14 protein-coding genes are annotated in these 14362 nt (G+C 47.4%); 6 read left to right on the top strand and 8 right to left on the bottom strand.

Annotated elements, in window-relative coordinates:
• Positions 1-9: 9 nt before the first annotated feature.
• Positions 10-981 (bottom strand): elongation factor P--(R)-beta-lysine ligase, encoded by a 972-nt coding sequence (gene epmA, locus F0265_RS18900; RefSeq protein WP_095665418.1) that lies wholly within the window; start codon positions 979-981, stop codon positions 10-12.
• A gap of 391 nt (positions 982-1372) precedes the next feature.
• Between epmA and frdA the strand changes: the two genes are divergently transcribed.
• From frdA to frdD, 4 genes are read left to right on the top strand one after another with little or no spacing between them, the layout of a single operon-like run.
• Positions 1373-3190 carry a fumarate reductase (quinol) flavoprotein subunit gene (gene frdA / locus F0265_RS18895; protein ID WP_171750019.1) on the top strand — a complete coding sequence of 606 codons (1818 nt, stop codon included), beginning with the start codon at positions 1373-1375 and terminating at the stop codon, positions 3188-3190.
• Positions 3190-3954: a succinate dehydrogenase/fumarate reductase iron-sulfur subunit gene (locus tag F0265_RS18890; protein WP_171750018.1), complete on the top strand. Its 765-nt coding sequence runs from the start codon at positions 3190-3192 to the stop codon at positions 3952-3954. Before frdA ends, F0265_RS18890 begins: the two co-directional genes overlap by 1 nt.
• 1 nt (position 3955) lies before the next feature.
• Positions 3956-4339, top strand: a complete 384-nt coding sequence (frdC, locus tag F0265_RS18885; RefSeq protein ID WP_171750017.1) for a fumarate reductase subunit FrdC — start codon at positions 3956-3958, stop codon at positions 4337-4339.
• A 13-nt stretch (positions 4340-4352) separates the two neighbouring features.
• Complete coding sequence (gene frdD, locus F0265_RS18880) at positions 4353-4730, top strand: fumarate reductase subunit FrdD (RefSeq protein WP_171750016.1); 378 nt, start codon at positions 4353-4355, stop codon at positions 4728-4730.
• Positions 4731-4789: 59 nt separating this feature from the next.
• Here the strand turns inward: frdD and F0265_RS18875 are convergent, their stop codons facing one another.
• From F0265_RS18875 to priA, 6 genes are all read right to left on the bottom strand, one after another.
• Entirely contained in the window at positions 4790-5473 is a 684-nt protein-coding gene (locus F0265_RS18875; protein ID WP_171750015.1) for a nitroreductase family protein, read from the bottom strand.
• A 164-nt stretch (positions 5474-5637) separates the two neighbouring features.
• Positions 5638-6972: an HslU--HslV peptidase ATPase subunit gene (hslU, locus tag F0265_RS18870; protein WP_021457296.1), complete on the bottom strand. Its 1335-nt coding sequence runs from the start codon at positions 6970-6972 to the stop codon at positions 5638-5640.
• A 37-nt stretch (positions 6973-7009) separates the two neighbouring features.
• Positions 7010-7555: an ATP-dependent protease subunit HslV gene (gene hslV / locus F0265_RS18865; protein ID WP_006963336.1), complete on the bottom strand. Its 546-nt coding sequence runs from the start codon at positions 7553-7555 to the stop codon at positions 7010-7012.
• A 161-nt stretch (positions 7556-7716) separates the two neighbouring features.
• The gene (locus tag F0265_RS18860; protein ID WP_171750014.1) at positions 7717-8265 is read right to left on the bottom strand and encodes an SPOR domain-containing protein; all 549 of its coding nucleotides are present in this window, start codon (positions 8263-8265) and stop codon (positions 7717-7719) included.
• 114 nt (positions 8266-8379) lie between these two features.
• On the bottom strand, positions 8380-9387 hold the full coding sequence (cytR, locus tag F0265_RS18855; RefSeq protein WP_006963339.1) for a DNA-binding transcriptional regulator CytR: 1008 nt from the start codon (positions 9385-9387) through the stop codon (positions 8380-8382).
• Positions 9388-9635: 248 nt separating this feature from the next.
• Positions 9636-11837 (bottom strand): primosomal protein N', encoded by a 2202-nt coding sequence (gene priA / locus F0265_RS18850; protein WP_171750013.1) that lies wholly within the window; start codon positions 11835-11837, stop codon positions 9636-9638.
• Between the two features lie 291 nt (positions 11838-12128).
• Here priA and rpmE point away from each other — a divergent pair, with 291 nt between their 5' ends.
• Together rpmE and F0265_RS18840 are read left to right on the top strand one after the other, a co-directional pair.
• Complete coding sequence (gene rpmE / locus F0265_RS18845; RefSeq protein WP_019277580.1) at positions 12129-12347, top strand: 50S ribosomal protein L31; 219 nt, start codon at positions 12129-12131, stop codon at positions 12345-12347.
• A 251-nt stretch (positions 12348-12598) separates the two neighbouring features.
• On the top strand, positions 12599-13876 hold the full coding sequence (locus tag F0265_RS18840) for a malic enzyme-like NAD(P)-binding protein (protein ID WP_171750012.1): 1278 nt from the start codon (positions 12599-12601) through the stop codon (positions 13874-13876).
• Between the two features lie 87 nt (positions 13877-13963).
• Here the strand turns inward: F0265_RS18840 and metJ are convergent, their stop codons facing one another.
• Positions 13964-14284 carry a met regulon transcriptional regulator MetJ gene (gene metJ, locus F0265_RS18835; protein ID WP_006963343.1) on the bottom strand — a complete coding sequence of 107 codons (321 nt, stop codon included), beginning with the start codon at positions 14282-14284 and terminating at the stop codon, positions 13964-13966.
• Positions 14285-14362 lie beyond the last annotated feature (78 nt).

Below are 14362 nucleotides of genomic sequence, written 5' to 3'. Positions count from 1 at the left end.
TTTTTACTATTAAGCTCTAGGGAAAGGGAATGCCGTGACCTTATCAATATGATCATTGCTGGTCGCTAACATGATGAGACGGTCGATACCTAATGCAACACCCGCGCATTCAGGCAGACCAGCTTCTAGCGCTTTGATCAAATGGCTATCAATAGGTTGAGTGGCTAACCCCATTTGTTCTCGTTTGGCATTATCTGACTCAAAACGTTTGAGCTGCTCTGTTGCATTGTCTAGTTCATGGAAGCCATTTGCTAACTCTATTCCTTTAAAGTACACCTCAAAGCGGTCCGCAACGCGACTGTCTTGGCGGTTTATCTTTGCCAATGCCGCTTGTGACGCAGGAAAGTCGTATACAAAGGCCGGGACCTGCTGGCCGATTTCAGGTTCAACTCCAACACTAAACAATAGCTGCAGTAAGGTATCCCTGTCTTGCTCAGGTTGAGCAATATCACTGAGCCCGAGTTTATCAGCAGTCACCTTCAGTTCATCCATTGACGACTCTAACGGACACACGCCTAGTATTTGTAGAAACGCCTGCTGATACGTCATACGCTCCGCAGCACCAACTTTCAGAAGTCGCTGCAGCAACTCATCCATTTCATCCATCAACTGGTGGTGGTCAAATCCGACCCGATACCATTCAAGCATGGTGAATTCAGGGTTGTGATATCGACCATTTTCCTCATTTCGAAAAGACTTGCAGATCTGGTAGATACAACCACTTCCCGCCGCGAGTAAGCGCTTCATATGGAACTCTGGGCTGGTCATCAGGTAGAGCTTCTTGCCTTTCGCATAGCCCGGGCCGACAAAATCAGTTTGAAACGTATGAAGATGGATGTCTGTTACCGTCGCATGACTCATCGCTGGCGTATCAACGTCGAGGACATCTCTATCATCAAAAAACTGGCGTACCTGTCGAATTAAATTAGCTCGCTGCTTTAACTGTTCAATGCTTGCTGTGGGTTGCCAATCTGCCTGCATACCTAATCTCTCATGATGCTTTATTGTGGCGAAAACTATCATCTTTCACTCAAAATGCAAATGAGTTGCACTTAGTCTGAAGCGCTTAAATTACGTCTCACAGCCAATAATTCCTCCCACTAATCATTGGGGAAAATTAATAACAAATCTCACTCGCAACATCCCCGTAACAGCTGGCACAGCAAAGGGTTAGTATCGATATAGCTTTGCCGTGATAGCAATCACATAACCTATATTTTCTATGCTCTCATATGCATTACCGGAGCAAAAACCTAAATACATCAATTTTTCCATAATGATGCTCTTCTACACTAACCCTACCACTTTTGGGGAATTGCCCATTTAACGATAACAAGCGGAACACTCCGCAAATTCACACTGGAGGATAACTGTGCAAACTATCACCACAGATATCGCAGTCATCGGCGCAGGCGGCGCTGGTCTTCGCACTGCTATTGCAGCAGCTGAAGCAAACCCTGATTTAGAAGTCGCACTGATTTCTAAAGTTTACCCAATGCGTTCTCACACAGTCGCAGCGGAGGGTGGCTCGGCAGCAGTTATCAAGGATGAAGATAGCCTAGACAACCATTTCAACGACACTGTTGGCGGTGGTGACTGGCTATGTGAACAGGACGTTGTTGAATATTTTGTAGAAAACGCGACTCGCGAAATGATCCAAATGGAGCAATGGGGCTGCCCATGGAGTCGTAAAGAGAACGGTGAAGTCAACGTACGCCGATTCGGTGGTATGAAGGTTGAGCGCACATGGTTTGCGGCTGATAAAACTGGCTTCCATATGCTTCACACCCTATTCCAGACATCAATGAAGTACGACAACATCAAACGCTTTGATGAGTACTTTGTCGTAGATCTGCTTGTCGATGAAGGCGAAGTGCAAGGTCTTATCGCCATTCACATGTCAGAAGGTGAACTCGTTACGATTAAAGCCAAATCTGTTGTTTTAGCAACAGGTGGCGCAGGTCGTGTTTACCACTGTAATACTAACGGGGGCATCGTAACAGGTGATGGCATGGCGATGGCTTACCGTCATGGCGTACCACTGCGTGACATGGAGTTTGTTCAGTACCATCCAACCGGTCTTCCGGGGACTGGTATCCTGATGACCGAAGGTTGTCGTGGTGAAGGCGGTATCATCGTTAACAAGAATGGCTACCGTTACCTACAAGATTACGGCATGGGTCCTGAAACTCCAGTTGGTCAGCCAAAGAACAAATACATGGAACTGGGTCCACGTGACAAAGTTTCGCAAGCTTTCTGGCACGAACAGCAGAAAGGCAACACCATCAAACATCCTCTTGGTGATGTAGTGCACCTAGACCTTCGCCACCTTGGTGAAGAGTACCTGCAGGAGCGTCTACCGTTTATCTGTGAGCTAGCGAAAGCTTACGTCAACGTTGATCCTGCAAAAGAGCCGATTCCAATTCGTCCTACCGTTCACTACACCATGGGTGGTATTGAAACCAACGGCGAATGTGAAACTCGCATTAAGGGCCTTTTTGCCGTCGGTGAGTGTGCATCAGTTGGTCTGCACGGTGCAAACCGTCTAGGTTCTAACTCGCTAGCAGAGTTTGTGGTATTCGGCCGCGTTGCTGGTGAACAAGCAGTGAAGCGTGCAGCGGAATTCAAAGGTTGGAACGAAGAGTCTATTACAGCTCAAGTCAAAGATGTTGAGCAGCGTATCGCGGCATTAATGAATCAAGAAGGCGATGAAAACTGGGCCGACATCCGCACTGAAATGGGTCACACCATGGAAGCTGGCTGTGGTATCTACCGCCAAGAAGATCTGATGCAAGCGACGATCGATAAGATTACTGAATTGAAAGCTCGCTACAAAAAAATCAGCATCAAAGACAAAGGCAAAGTGTTCAACACAGACCTTCTTTACGCTATCGAAGTCGGTTACGGCCTAGAAGTCGCAGAAGCTATGGTTCACTCTGCAATTCTACGTAAAGAATCTCGCGGTGCACACCAACGTCTTGATGACAACTGCACTGAACGTGATGATGAAAACTTCCTCAAGCACTCTCTCGCATTCTTCCAACCAGATGCAGCGCCAAATATCGACTACAGCAAGGTGACCATAATTAAGTCACAGCCTAAAGCTCGTCTATACGGTGAGGCAGCAGAGAAAGCAGCCGCTGAAGAAGTGGCAAAAGCGGCAGAGAAGAAAGCAGAGGAGCAAGCATAATGTCAGCCAATCGCATCCAAAAAGTAGAGATTCTGCGTTATGACCCTGAGAAAGACGCAGAGCCGCATTTCCAGACCTTTGAAGTACCATTCGACGAAACCATGTCGACTCTTGATGCACTTGGCTACATCAAAGATAACCTAGATAAAGACCTGTCTTACCGTTGGTCTTGTCGTATGGCTATTTGTGGTTCGTGCGGCATCATGGTTAATGGTGTGCCAAAGCTCGCTTGTAAAAGCTTCCTGCGTGATTACCCAAACGGCGTGAAGATAGAGCCACTGGCAAACTTCCCAATCGAGAAAGACTTAATTGTCGACATGACGCCGTTCATCGAGCGCCTAGAAGCCATCAAGCCTTACATCATTGGTAACGACCGCAAGCCTGAAGATGGCACTAACCTCCAAACACCTGAGCAAATGGCCAAGTACAAGCAATTTGCTGGTTGTATCAACTGTGGTCTTTGCTACGCGGCATGTCCTCAGTTTGGTTTAAACCCTGAGTTTATCGGCCCTGCTGCACTGACACTTGCGCATCGTTACAACCTAGACAGCCGTGATAACGGTAAAGATGAGCGTATGGCACTCATTAATGGCGAGAACGGTGCTTGGGGCTGTACCTTCGTAGGTTACTGTTCTGAAGTTTGTCCGAAGAATGTAGGCCCAGCAGCGGCGGTAAACCAAGGTAAGGTCGAGTCTTCTATGGACTTCGTGATCTCAATGTTTAAGCCTGATGGCACACCAACAAAAACAGCGCAGGAGGCATAAGATGAGTAACCGTAAACCTTACGTTCGCGAGGTAAAACGAACTTGGTGGAAAGAGCATCCGTTTTATCGCTTCTACATGTTGCGTGAAGCCACGGTATTGCCGTTAGTCCTATTCACTTTGTTCCTGACTTTCGGCCTAGGTTCATTGGTGAAAGGTCCTGAAGCTTGGCAAGGCTGGTTAGAGTTCATGGCGAACCCTGTTGTCGTTGCGATCAATATCGTCGCTTTACTGGGCAGCCTACTGCACGCACAGACCTTCTTCAGCATGATGCCGCAAGTTATGCCAATTCGCCTGAAAGGAAAACCTATTGATAAGAAAATTATCGTTCTGACTCAGTGGGCTGCAGTGGCATCTATTTCTCTGATTGTGCTAGTAATCGTATAAAGGAGCTATGACTATGAAACCTAATTTTTCCGTAGATAGTGCTCCCAAACGTTCTGATGAGCCTATCTGGTGGAGTCTGTTTGGAGCGGGCGGTACTTGGTTTGCTATGATCACTCCAGTAACGGTATTAGTGCTGGGTATTCTTGTTCCCATGGGTGTAATTGATGCTGAAGCTATGAGCTACGAGCGTGTCACCGCATTCGCCACCAGCATTATCGGCGCTCTGTTTATCATTGGTACTCTCGCATTACCAATGTGGCATGCCATGCATCGTATTCATCATGGTATGCATGATCTCCAAATTCATGCGGGGCTAGCTGGGAAAATCGGCTGTTACGCCTTTGCTGGGCTTATCTCGGCCTTGAGCGTGATTTTTATCTTTATGCTCTGAGAAAACTTGAGGAAAAAAGCTGGCTTAATGCCAGCTTTTTTATTGAGCGCAGTCCATCACTACTCAATGAAGGTTGCGATATCAGGCAAAGGTTTCTTATGGGTCGCATGTTCAGGAATCGTTGCATCTTCAGCAGGATAACCCGTCACAATCAACATGTACGGCCTGTCAACATCGTTATCACGACCACAAACCTTACTCAGAAAGCTCATTGGTTTCGGGGTATGCGTTAACGTTCCTAGTCCAGCATTATGCAGTGCTTGCAGTAAAAAGCCCGTCGCGATACCGACCGACTCATGCACGTAATAATTGGTTTGCTCCCCATCATTGCTCATGCCACCTTTCTTCTGTGAAAAAACCGCAATTAACCAAGGCGCAGTCTCAAGATAGGGTTTACTGGCGTGAGTCCCTAAGGGCTTTAAAGCATCCAGCCACTCCTGCCCTGCTCTACCTTCATAGAAAGAACGTTCTAACTCTTCTGCAGCTTGGCGGATTTGGCCTTTCACTTCCGAACTGTTGATGGCGACAAAATGCCACGGCTGATGATTCGCTCCGCTAGGCGCCGTTCCGGCAGCACGGATGCAGTTCTCAATAATATCTTTCGCCACTGGGCGATCTGAAAAATTGCGAATCGAATGGCGGCGTTTGAGCTGTTGGTAGTTTTGCTCAGCACGCGCGGACATTTCCTCGGCAGGAAATTCAATAAAATCGTTCAAAGACGAATGGGATTCTGTGGTCGACATGTTGCTTCCTTGCGCAGTTAGAGTCATTCCACTATAGCGCTATTTGTCTATCTCGCGAGGTAGCAAATGGAGGGAAACCAAAGAGTGAGAGTGAACGCAAACTTCCTTCAACGATTAATAACAAAAAAGCCGATCTTGCGATCGGCTTTTTCCTTAGGTGCGGATTAAAGAATAAAACGACTTAGGTCTTCATCTTCGATTGTTTCGCCTAACTTGGCTTTAACGTATTCGGCATCAATCGTCAGTTGAGAGCCGGATTTATCCGTTGCTTCAAAAGAAATTTCATCCATCAAACGTTCCATCACCGTATGTAGGCGGCGAGCACCAATATTCTCAGTGGTTTCGTTCACGGTCCAGGCAGCTTCTGCAATTTGAGTGATGCCTTCTTCCGTAAATTCGATATCCACGTCTTCCGTCTTCATTAGAGCAATGTACTGCTCTGTCAGTGATGCTTTTGGTTCAGTCAGAATGCGTTTGAAGTCATTACTTGAAAGCGCTTCTAGCTCGACACGGATTGGCAGACGACCTTGCAGTTCAGGAATCAAATCCGAAGGTTTGGCCACCTGGAACGCGCCAGATGCCACAAATAGGATGTGATCTGTTTTAACCATACCGTGCTTAGTTGACACTGTGCTGCCTTCAATCAGAGGGAGCAGGTCACGCTGAACACCTTCGCGAGACACATCTGGGCCTGAGCTTTCGCCACGCTTACAAATTTTGTCAATCTCATCGATAAACACGATACCGTTGTTCTCAACGTTGAAGATAGCCTGTTCTTTCAGCTCTTCCTGATTAACCAGTTTCGCAGCTTCTTCTTCCGTTAGCGCCTTAAAAGCATCTTTGATTTTCAGCTTACGCTTTTTCTTGGTATCGCCAGCTAAGTTTTGGAACATACCTTGAAGCTGATTAGTCATCTCCTCCATACCAGGAGGCGCCATGATTTCTACACCCATTTGCGGTGCAGCGACATCGACCTCGATCTCTTTATCGTCTAGCTTGCCTTCGCGTAGTTTCTTACGGAAGATTTGACGCGTATTCGAAGAGCTTTCGTCTTGCTGCTCACTTTGACCCCAAGCATCTCGCGCTGGTGGTAAAAGCGCATCAAGAACACGTTCTTCTGCTTGCTCTTCAGCACGGAATTTCACTTTCTCCATCGCTTGCTGATGCGTCATCTTAATAGCGACATCCGTCAGATCGCGAATGATAGTCTCGACTTCTTTACCAACGTAACCCACTTCAGTGAATTTCGTTGCTTCTACTTTAATAAACGGTGCATTGGCCAATTTAGCTAAACGGCGCGCAATCTCTGTTTTACCCACACCGGTTGGGCCAATCATCAGAATGTTCTTTGGCGTGACTTCAACACGTAAGCTTTCTTCGAGCTGCATACGGCGCCAGCGATTACGCAGTGCAATGGCCACTGAGCGTTTCGCATTATCCTGACCAATGATATGGCGGTTAAGTTCATGAACAATTTCGCGGGGAGTCATTTCAGACATAATCAAATTCCTTAAATTCGGTAGCCACTATCTTGGGTTATTCAGCGTTAAGTTCAGCTGGGATTTCTAGTTCTTCGATAGTGTGGTGATGGTTGGTAAACACACAGATATCACCAGCAATTTTCAGTGATTTCTCCGCAATGTCACGAGCATCTAGCTCTGTATTCTCTAGTAAAGCCGTCGCCGCGGCTTGGGCGAAATTACCGCCAGAGCCAATCGCAATCAGATCGTTCTCAGGCTGAACCACATCACCATTACCAGTGATGATAAGCGAGGCAGTTTCGTCTGCTACCGCAAGTAGTGCTTCAAGTTTGCGTAACGCACGGTCACTGCGCCAGTCTTTGGCTAGCTCAACAGCAGCTTTAGTTAAGTGACCTTGGTGCATTTGCAGTTTGCTTTCAAACTTTTCAAACAGCGTAAATGCGTCTGCGGTACCACCAGCAAAGCCAGCAAGCACTTTGTTGTTGTACAAACGACGTACTTTACGTGCGTTGCCTTTCATCACAGTGTTACCCAGTGATACTTGTCCATCGCCGGCAATGACGACTTTGTTGTTTCGACGTACAGATACAATAGTAGTCACGAGTAGGGCCTCATCATTATTTTCATCTTGGTGTTAAGGGATATATGAGGCTGGCTTAAGGGGAATTCAAGGGTAGCATTGGCTGGGATTACGCTCCTCGTTGAGAGCGTGTTCTACCTACAATCCAATAAACAAAAAACGAGCCTGATGGCTCGTTTTCTTTACTGGCTGTCTTTCCAAATGGCACAAGGCTCGATCTTGGCCCGCTGAAGTTTGTGCTTATCTCGTTCAGCGTCACGTTTGAACTTATATGGCCCGAGTACAACGCGATACCACTTGCTGCCTTCTTTCTTACGGATCTTACTGTTGATCCCCTGAAAGGCTATATCCAACTTACGCGCTTCGGCTTGTGAGGCATTGGTGTACGCGCCACACTGCATGATATAAGGGATCTCAGACACTACCTGCTTTTTCGCCGTGACTTCGATTTCACGGCTCGGCAGAGAATCGACGTAGTCCCATTTCTCTTCCGGAGGAGGAGGCAGCACCTTTTGTGCCTTTGGTTTTGGCTTAGGCTTGCTTTGCTGCACAACGGGTTGTGGCGGCTCAGGATCATTACTCAACGTATAAAGCCCGTAACCAAAACCACCCACCAGTAGAATCGCTAGCAATCCACTGCGCCAGGGTTTTCTTTTTGGTGCCGACTTTTTACGCGCTGGTTTACGTCCGCTGTTACCACGGCCGCGTTTCACATAATCTCTATTTGCCACTGCTGTACATCAATGTCTGTTACCTCTGCCGCTATGTTAATGCAGAATGCGCCCTGATTACAGAGGGGAAATGGAAGCGGCGCATCAAAATGCGCCGCTGAGTGAAAGCAATCGTCAGATGACTCGCGGTGGAGCAGCGCTTTCCCTGACAACCAGCTGAGTTTCCAGCAATCGAGAGCCAGCACGAACGTCATGACCGCGCAACAACTCAAGCATCATCAACATCGCCTGTCGGCCAATTTCGTAACGCGGCTGAGAAATCGTCGTCAGTGGTGGATCGCAGTACTGAGCAAACTGAATATCATCAAAGCCAACGACTGACAGATCTTGCGGGACGCGCAAGCCCAGCTTCTTCGCTTCTTGAATCGCCCCGATGGCCATCGCATCGTTGTGACAGAAAATCGCCGTTGGAGGCTCAGGTAAAGCCAACAATTGTCTGACGGCTTTCGCCCCATCTTCAAACGAGAAGTCACCGTAGATACAGTAATTCGGGTTCATACTGATGCCAGCTCGGCGTAGCGCTTGCTGGTAACCTTGGTAGCGGAACTGGCATAGCACCGCAGAGCTAGGGCCCGAAATCTGAGCTATGCGCTTGTGACCCATCTGCGTAAGATAGTTCACCGCTTCAAATGCCGATGTCAGGTTATCAATATGTACCGTTGGCAGCTCCAGTTCAGGTGCAAACTCACACGCCATCACCATAGGCGGCAGGTTTTTCTGCTCAGGTTTACTGACGTCAAACGGCAGGTCGGTACCAAGCAGCAACATTCCATCGGCCTGCTTAGTAAAGACAAGATTGACAAAAGAACTCTCACGCTTTTTCTGCTGACCACTGTCTCCCAGCAGCACGATGTAGCCATGTTCCATCGCAGCGTCTTCAATCCCACGGATGATCTCGGTGTAGTAGGGATCACAAATATCCGGGATGATTGCAATTATGGTTTTGGACTCATTTCGGCGCAGGTTACGCGCCAGAGAATTTGGTGAATATCCGGCTTCTAATACTGCATCTTCGACCCGCTTCCTTGTGGCTGAAGATACTTTTTCCGGGTTCATTAGAGCACGCGATACTGTTGCAGTTGAAACGCCTGCCAGCTGAGCAACATCCTTCATTGTCGCCATATATTAATTACCCTCTTCATTTCCTAAACACGGTAGCGCCTAGTGCCACCTAAACCGATATTGATGAGCTAAAACCCATTCTTATGTTTATTGCCTATAGCAATCGTTTACCTGTCTTATATCACCCAACCTTTTCAATTGAGCTAATCCATAGTTTATTCATTTCGAAACAGAAAGTTACGGGAAGATTAACAAATTTAAATCCCGAGACGAGACGTGAATCACAATTAAATGAAAAAGGTGAGAAATTAGCTCAAATCCTGCGGCTCAATATCTAAAGACCAACGCACCTTTTTGGCATTCGGTAACATTTGGATCGCCGGTTTCGCACTGGAAAGTAACTTTTGCATAGTTGGCCGAGTTTGCGTCTGCAACATTAATTGCCAACGATGTTTACCGGCACGTTTTGCCAGTGGGGCCGGAGTGGGCCCCAAAACCTGACAATAACCATCAAAGAGCGGGTGAGCTTCTAAGGTATGACGAACCTGACGCAAAAACGCTTCCACGTGTTGGGAGTTATTCGCCTCAGCACGGAACAAGGTCAGATAAGAATAAGGAGGCAACAGGGCAAATTTGCGTTCCTGCAATGCGGTTTCGGCAAAATGTCGATAGCTTTTGGTCAGCAGAGCCTGAAGCAAGCTGTGTTCAGGGTGATGCGTTTGCAGTATTACCTCTCCCGGCTTGCTGGCACGCCCTGCTCGCCCTGCCACCTGAATAAACAGCTGAGCCAAGCGCTCGGATGCTCTGAAGTCACTGCTGTATAACGAACCATCGACATCTAACAGCGCCACCAAAGTCACATCAGGGAAGTGATGGCCTTTCGCCAACATTTGGGTGCCAATCAATATCTGGTACTTGCCGCTGCGAATGTCTCCGAGAGCCGATTCCAGACTGCCTTTGCGTCGAGTGCTGTCACGGTCAATACGAATGGTTTGATATTCAGGAAAAAGCTCACCCAGCTGAGCTTCAAGCTGCTCTGTCCCTACTCCCACGGTGACCAGATTTGACGATCCGCACCCCTGACACTGATGAATAGTAGGCTGCTGAGAACCACAATGATGACAACGGATCTCATTACTGTATTGGTGATAGGTATAGTAAGCGTCGCATCGTTTACACTCCGCAATCCAACCGCAATCATGGCACATCAAGGCTGGCGAAAAACCGCGACGATTGAGGAACAACATTACCTGATTACTGGCACTGAGATGTTGACGCATTTCCGCAATCAGAGACGCGGATAAACCGCTTTCCAGATACTGGCCTTTCACATCCAGCACCTTGTTTGTCGTCGGGACTGCATTACCAGCGCGCTCGGTCAATGTTAGGTGGTGGTACTTGCCCGATAATGCATTATGTAGAGTTTCCAGCGCCGGTGTCGCAGAGCCGAGTACAATTGGAATTTGCTCTTTGTTGGCTCGCATCACAGCCACATCACGCGCATGATAGCGAAGGCTGTCTTGCTGTTTATAAGAAGCATCATGTTCTTCATCAACAATGATGATGCCGAGATCAGCGAAAGGCGTCAGTAGTGCTGAGCGTGTGCCAATCACGATGCCAGCGGCTTTATCTCGGGCACTTAACCAAGCGTTCAATCTTTCGCTGTCGTTAAGCCCTGAATGGATCACTTCGACTGGCACATTAAACCTGTGGCGAAAACGGTTAATGGTTTGTGGCGTCAGACCAATTTCCGGTACTAGCACGAGAGCTTGCCGCCCTTTCTCCAACACTGGCTTGATAAGGTTCAGATAAACTTCCGTCTTACCCGAACCGGTCACTCCTTCCAGTAAGAAACAACCAAAGCCATCAAAGCTATTCACGGTCGCAATAGCGACAGCCTGCTCTTCATTAAGCTTTGGCTTGTCCACATCTGCTTCAACCTGCCGACTCCAATCGCGAATCTCCGGTTTGCACTCTATCGACTCAATCCAGCCTTTCTCTTGCAAGGTTTTGAGAACGCTGGAGCTGACTTCTTCATCAATGAAGTGCTGGTGTGGTACTGAACCACTTTCAAGCATATGCATGACCTTAGCTTGCTTGACGGCTCGGCCAAAACCTAACATCAGTTGGTTACGCCCAGCTGCGGTTAACTGCCACTCCACCAGCGTTGCAAAATCCGCCTCTTTACCCTTACGAAGTGCACTTGGCATCGCATTGAGCAAGGTATCTCCAAGAGGATACTGGTAAAACTGACTGCACCATTGCAACAACTCGTAGAGGCTATCGGGCCAAACAGGCTGAGAGTCCAACACTTGTTTTAGCGGTTTGAGCTTGTCCAAACTGAACTCAGACTGATTCACCAACGCCGTGACCACACCGACCAGCGTCTGACGACCAAAGGGGACAGACACGCGCCCACCAATAATAGGAAACAGGTGGGAAGGAATCTGATAGTCAAACTGTTTGTCGAGCGGTACAGGTAAAGCCACTCGGGCAATCGTCGGTCGCATATAGGCTTAAAACAAAATGAAAGGAACGTAATTAGTCTAAGGGAAAAGCGCTAAGCGGGAAAGCGACAGCATCGCTAACTCGATTTCTAACGTGGATAACCATCAGCGGCTAAAAAAGTAGCAACTTTATTGGTAAATCGGTTGATCCCTGAGGCCGTATTCATTACTATATCGCGCCTTAGTGATATGGCTTGTTTTTGAACAGCGGTATCCAAAGCGAAATTTTATTAACTACGTGTGGTGTCCGGCTTAGAATCGGATAGCGACACGGCCTATTTTAGAGGTTTTCCCATGAAAGTTGGTATCCACCCAGAATACAAAGCAGTTAAAGCAACTTGTTCTTGCGGTAACTCTTTCGAGTTCAACTCAACTCTAACTAAAGAGTCAATCCACCTAGACGTATGTGACAAATGTCACCCATTCTACACTGGTAAGCAGCGTATCGTTGATACTGGCGGCCGTGTAGATCGCTTCAACAAGCGTTTCGGTGCTCTTTCTTCTAAGAAGTAATTTCTTTTTGGACGAAGAGAAAAGGACGCTACGGCGTCCTTTTTTGTTATCTGCTTCTCTAGCTATTCATTCAGAGTAATATCTTCCACTGTTTGATATTCGCTAGCCATATCTCTACCCATCTGGTCTTATCTCCAGTCATTTAGCACATTTTATTGGTTTAGCTCGCATTCTGACCTAGGCAGCTTGACTTAGTTACTCTAGAATGGATTTCCCCCTATCCTAATTATTATTAACGAGTACCTACACCTATGTCCGATGACAATCGCCAAGAACTATCCCCTGAAGAACAATTCCGTCAGCAAGCGCTGGATTACCATGCTTACCCAACAGCAGGTAAAATTTCGGTTGAGCTGACAACACCAGCCGAAACGGCAGGTGATCTGGCGTTAGCGTACAGCCCAGGCGTGGCTGAGCCTGTACGTGAAATTGCACAGAATGCAGATAATGTCTACAAGTACACCTCTAAAGGCAACATGGTAGCGGTTATCTCTAACGGAACAGCAATTCTTGGTCTTGGTAACTTAGGTCCGCTGGCATCAAAGCCAGTCATGGAAGGTAAATCTCTTTTGTTCAAACGCTTTGCTGGTTTGGACTCTATCGACATTGAGGTCAAACACCGCACAATCGAAGAGTTCGTCGATACGGTAGCTAACATTGCCGATACGTTTGGCGGCATCAACCTTGAAGACATCAAAGCGCCAGACTGTTTTGAAATTGAAAAGCAGTTGATTGAGCGCTGTGATGTGCCGGTTTTTCACGATGACCAACACGGTACAGCAATCGTAACTGCAGCAGGCATGCTTAACGCGATTGAACTGCAAGGCAAAAAGCTAGAAGACGCTACGATTGTATGTCTTGGCGCGGGTGCTGCAGCAGTAGCTTGTATGGAGCTACTGATCAAATGTGGTGCGATGCGTGAAAAGATCTACATGCTTGACCGCAAAGGCGTTATCCACACTCGCCGTGATGATCTCAACGAGTACAAACAGCTATTTGCGAATAACACTGACAAGCGTACGCTGGAAGATGTTATTGAAGGTGCAGACCTGTTCTTAGGCGTATCTGGTCCGAACTTGCTTGCGCCTGAAGCACTAAAACTGATGGCTGACAAACCTGTTGTCTTCGCGTGTTCAAACCCAGATCCGGAAATCAAGCCAGAACTGGCGCATGAAGTCCGTGATGATTTAATCATGGGTACAGGTCGCAGCGACTACCCGAACCAAGTGAACAACGTATTGTGTTTCCCATTCATCTTCCGCGGTGCTCTCGACGTTCGTGCTAGCGAAATCAACGATGAAATGAAACTCGCTGCGGTAGATGCCATTCGTGAACTGGCGAAAGAAGAAGTTCCAGCGGAAGTATTGAAAGCCGCTGGCGTGGATAAGCTGGAATTTGGTCCTGGTTACATCATTCCTAAACCGATGGACTCTCGCCTATTGCCACGTGTTGCAAAAGCAGTTGCTCTAGCAGCAGTAGAGTCAGGTGTGGCTCGCATTGAAATGCCAGAGAATTACATGAAAGCATAAGCGTTCCTCTCGGCAACAAAAAAACCGCTGAACATTCAGCGGTTTTTTAGTTTTCAGCAAAATAATAACCAGGCGCGCTGCCAGTTGTTACTCTTCATCATACGCTTCGAATTCAATGCCCATCTCAGTCATGAGTTTTTTCACTTCCGCGGGAATATCATCTGGGCGATCTTTACGCAAATCTTCATCGGTAGGTAATGGCTGGCCTGTATAAGCGTGTAGAAACGCTTCACAAAGCAGCTCACTGTTCGTCGCATGGCGCAGGTTATTAATCTGACGACGCGTTCGCTCATCAGTTAAAACCTTCAATACTTTCAATGGAATAGAAACCGTAATCTTCTTTACTTGTTCGCTTTTCTTTCCATGTTCAGCATACGGACTAATGTATTCGCCGTTCCAATCTGCCATTGCGCACCTTTATGATTCATTATGTATAAAATTAGAAAGCGTAATTTTAGCGGGATTTATGGCCACAAGCAAAGACAT

Origin of the sequence: Vibrio sp. RE88 (assembly GCF_013113835.1) — a bacterium.
Taxonomy (GTDB): Bacteria; Pseudomonadota; Gammaproteobacteria; order Enterobacterales; family Vibrionaceae; genus Vibrio.
This window is presented reverse-complemented; position numbering and strand designations above follow the sequence as displayed.

Excerpts from the sequence above, each read along its gene's own strand:
- cytR (WP_006963339.1), bottom strand. The coding sequence starts at position 9,387 with ATGGCGACAATGAAGGATGTTGCTCAGCTGGCAGGCGTTTCAACTGCA.
- frdD (WP_171750016.1), top strand. The coding sequence starts at position 4,353 with ATGAAACCTAATTTTTCCGTAGATAGTGCTCCCAAACGTTCTGATGAG.
- F0265_RS18840 (WP_171750012.1), top strand. The coding sequence starts at position 12,599 with ATGTCCGATGACAATCGCCAAGAACTATCCCCTGAAGAACAATTCCGT.
- F0265_RS18890 (WP_171750018.1), top strand. The coding sequence starts at position 3,190 with ATGTCAGCCAATCGCATCCAAAAAGTAGAGATTCTGCGTTATGACCCT.
- metJ (WP_006963343.1), bottom strand. The coding sequence starts at position 14,284 with ATGGCAGATTGGAACGGCGAATACATTAGTCCGTATGCTGAACATGGA.
- hslU (WP_021457296.1), bottom strand. The coding sequence starts at position 6,972 with ATGTCTGAAATGACTCCCCGCGAAATTGTTCATGAACTTAACCGCCAT.
- rpmE (WP_019277580.1), top strand. The coding sequence starts at position 12,129 with ATGAAAGTTGGTATCCACCCAGAATACAAAGCAGTTAAAGCAACTTGT.
- epmA (WP_095665418.1), bottom strand. The coding sequence starts at position 981 with ATGCAGGCAGATTGGCAACCCACAGCAAGCATTGAACAGTTAAAGCAG.
- F0265_RS18875 (WP_171750015.1), bottom strand. The coding sequence starts at position 5,473 with ATGTCGACCACAGAATCCCATTCGTCTTTGAACGATTTTATTGAATTT.
- priA (WP_171750013.1), bottom strand. The coding sequence starts at position 11,837 with ATGCGACCGACGATTGCCCGAGTGGCTTTACCTGTACCGCTCGACAAA.
- frdC (WP_171750017.1), top strand. The coding sequence starts at position 3,956 with ATGAGTAACCGTAAACCTTACGTTCGCGAGGTAAAACGAACTTGGTGG.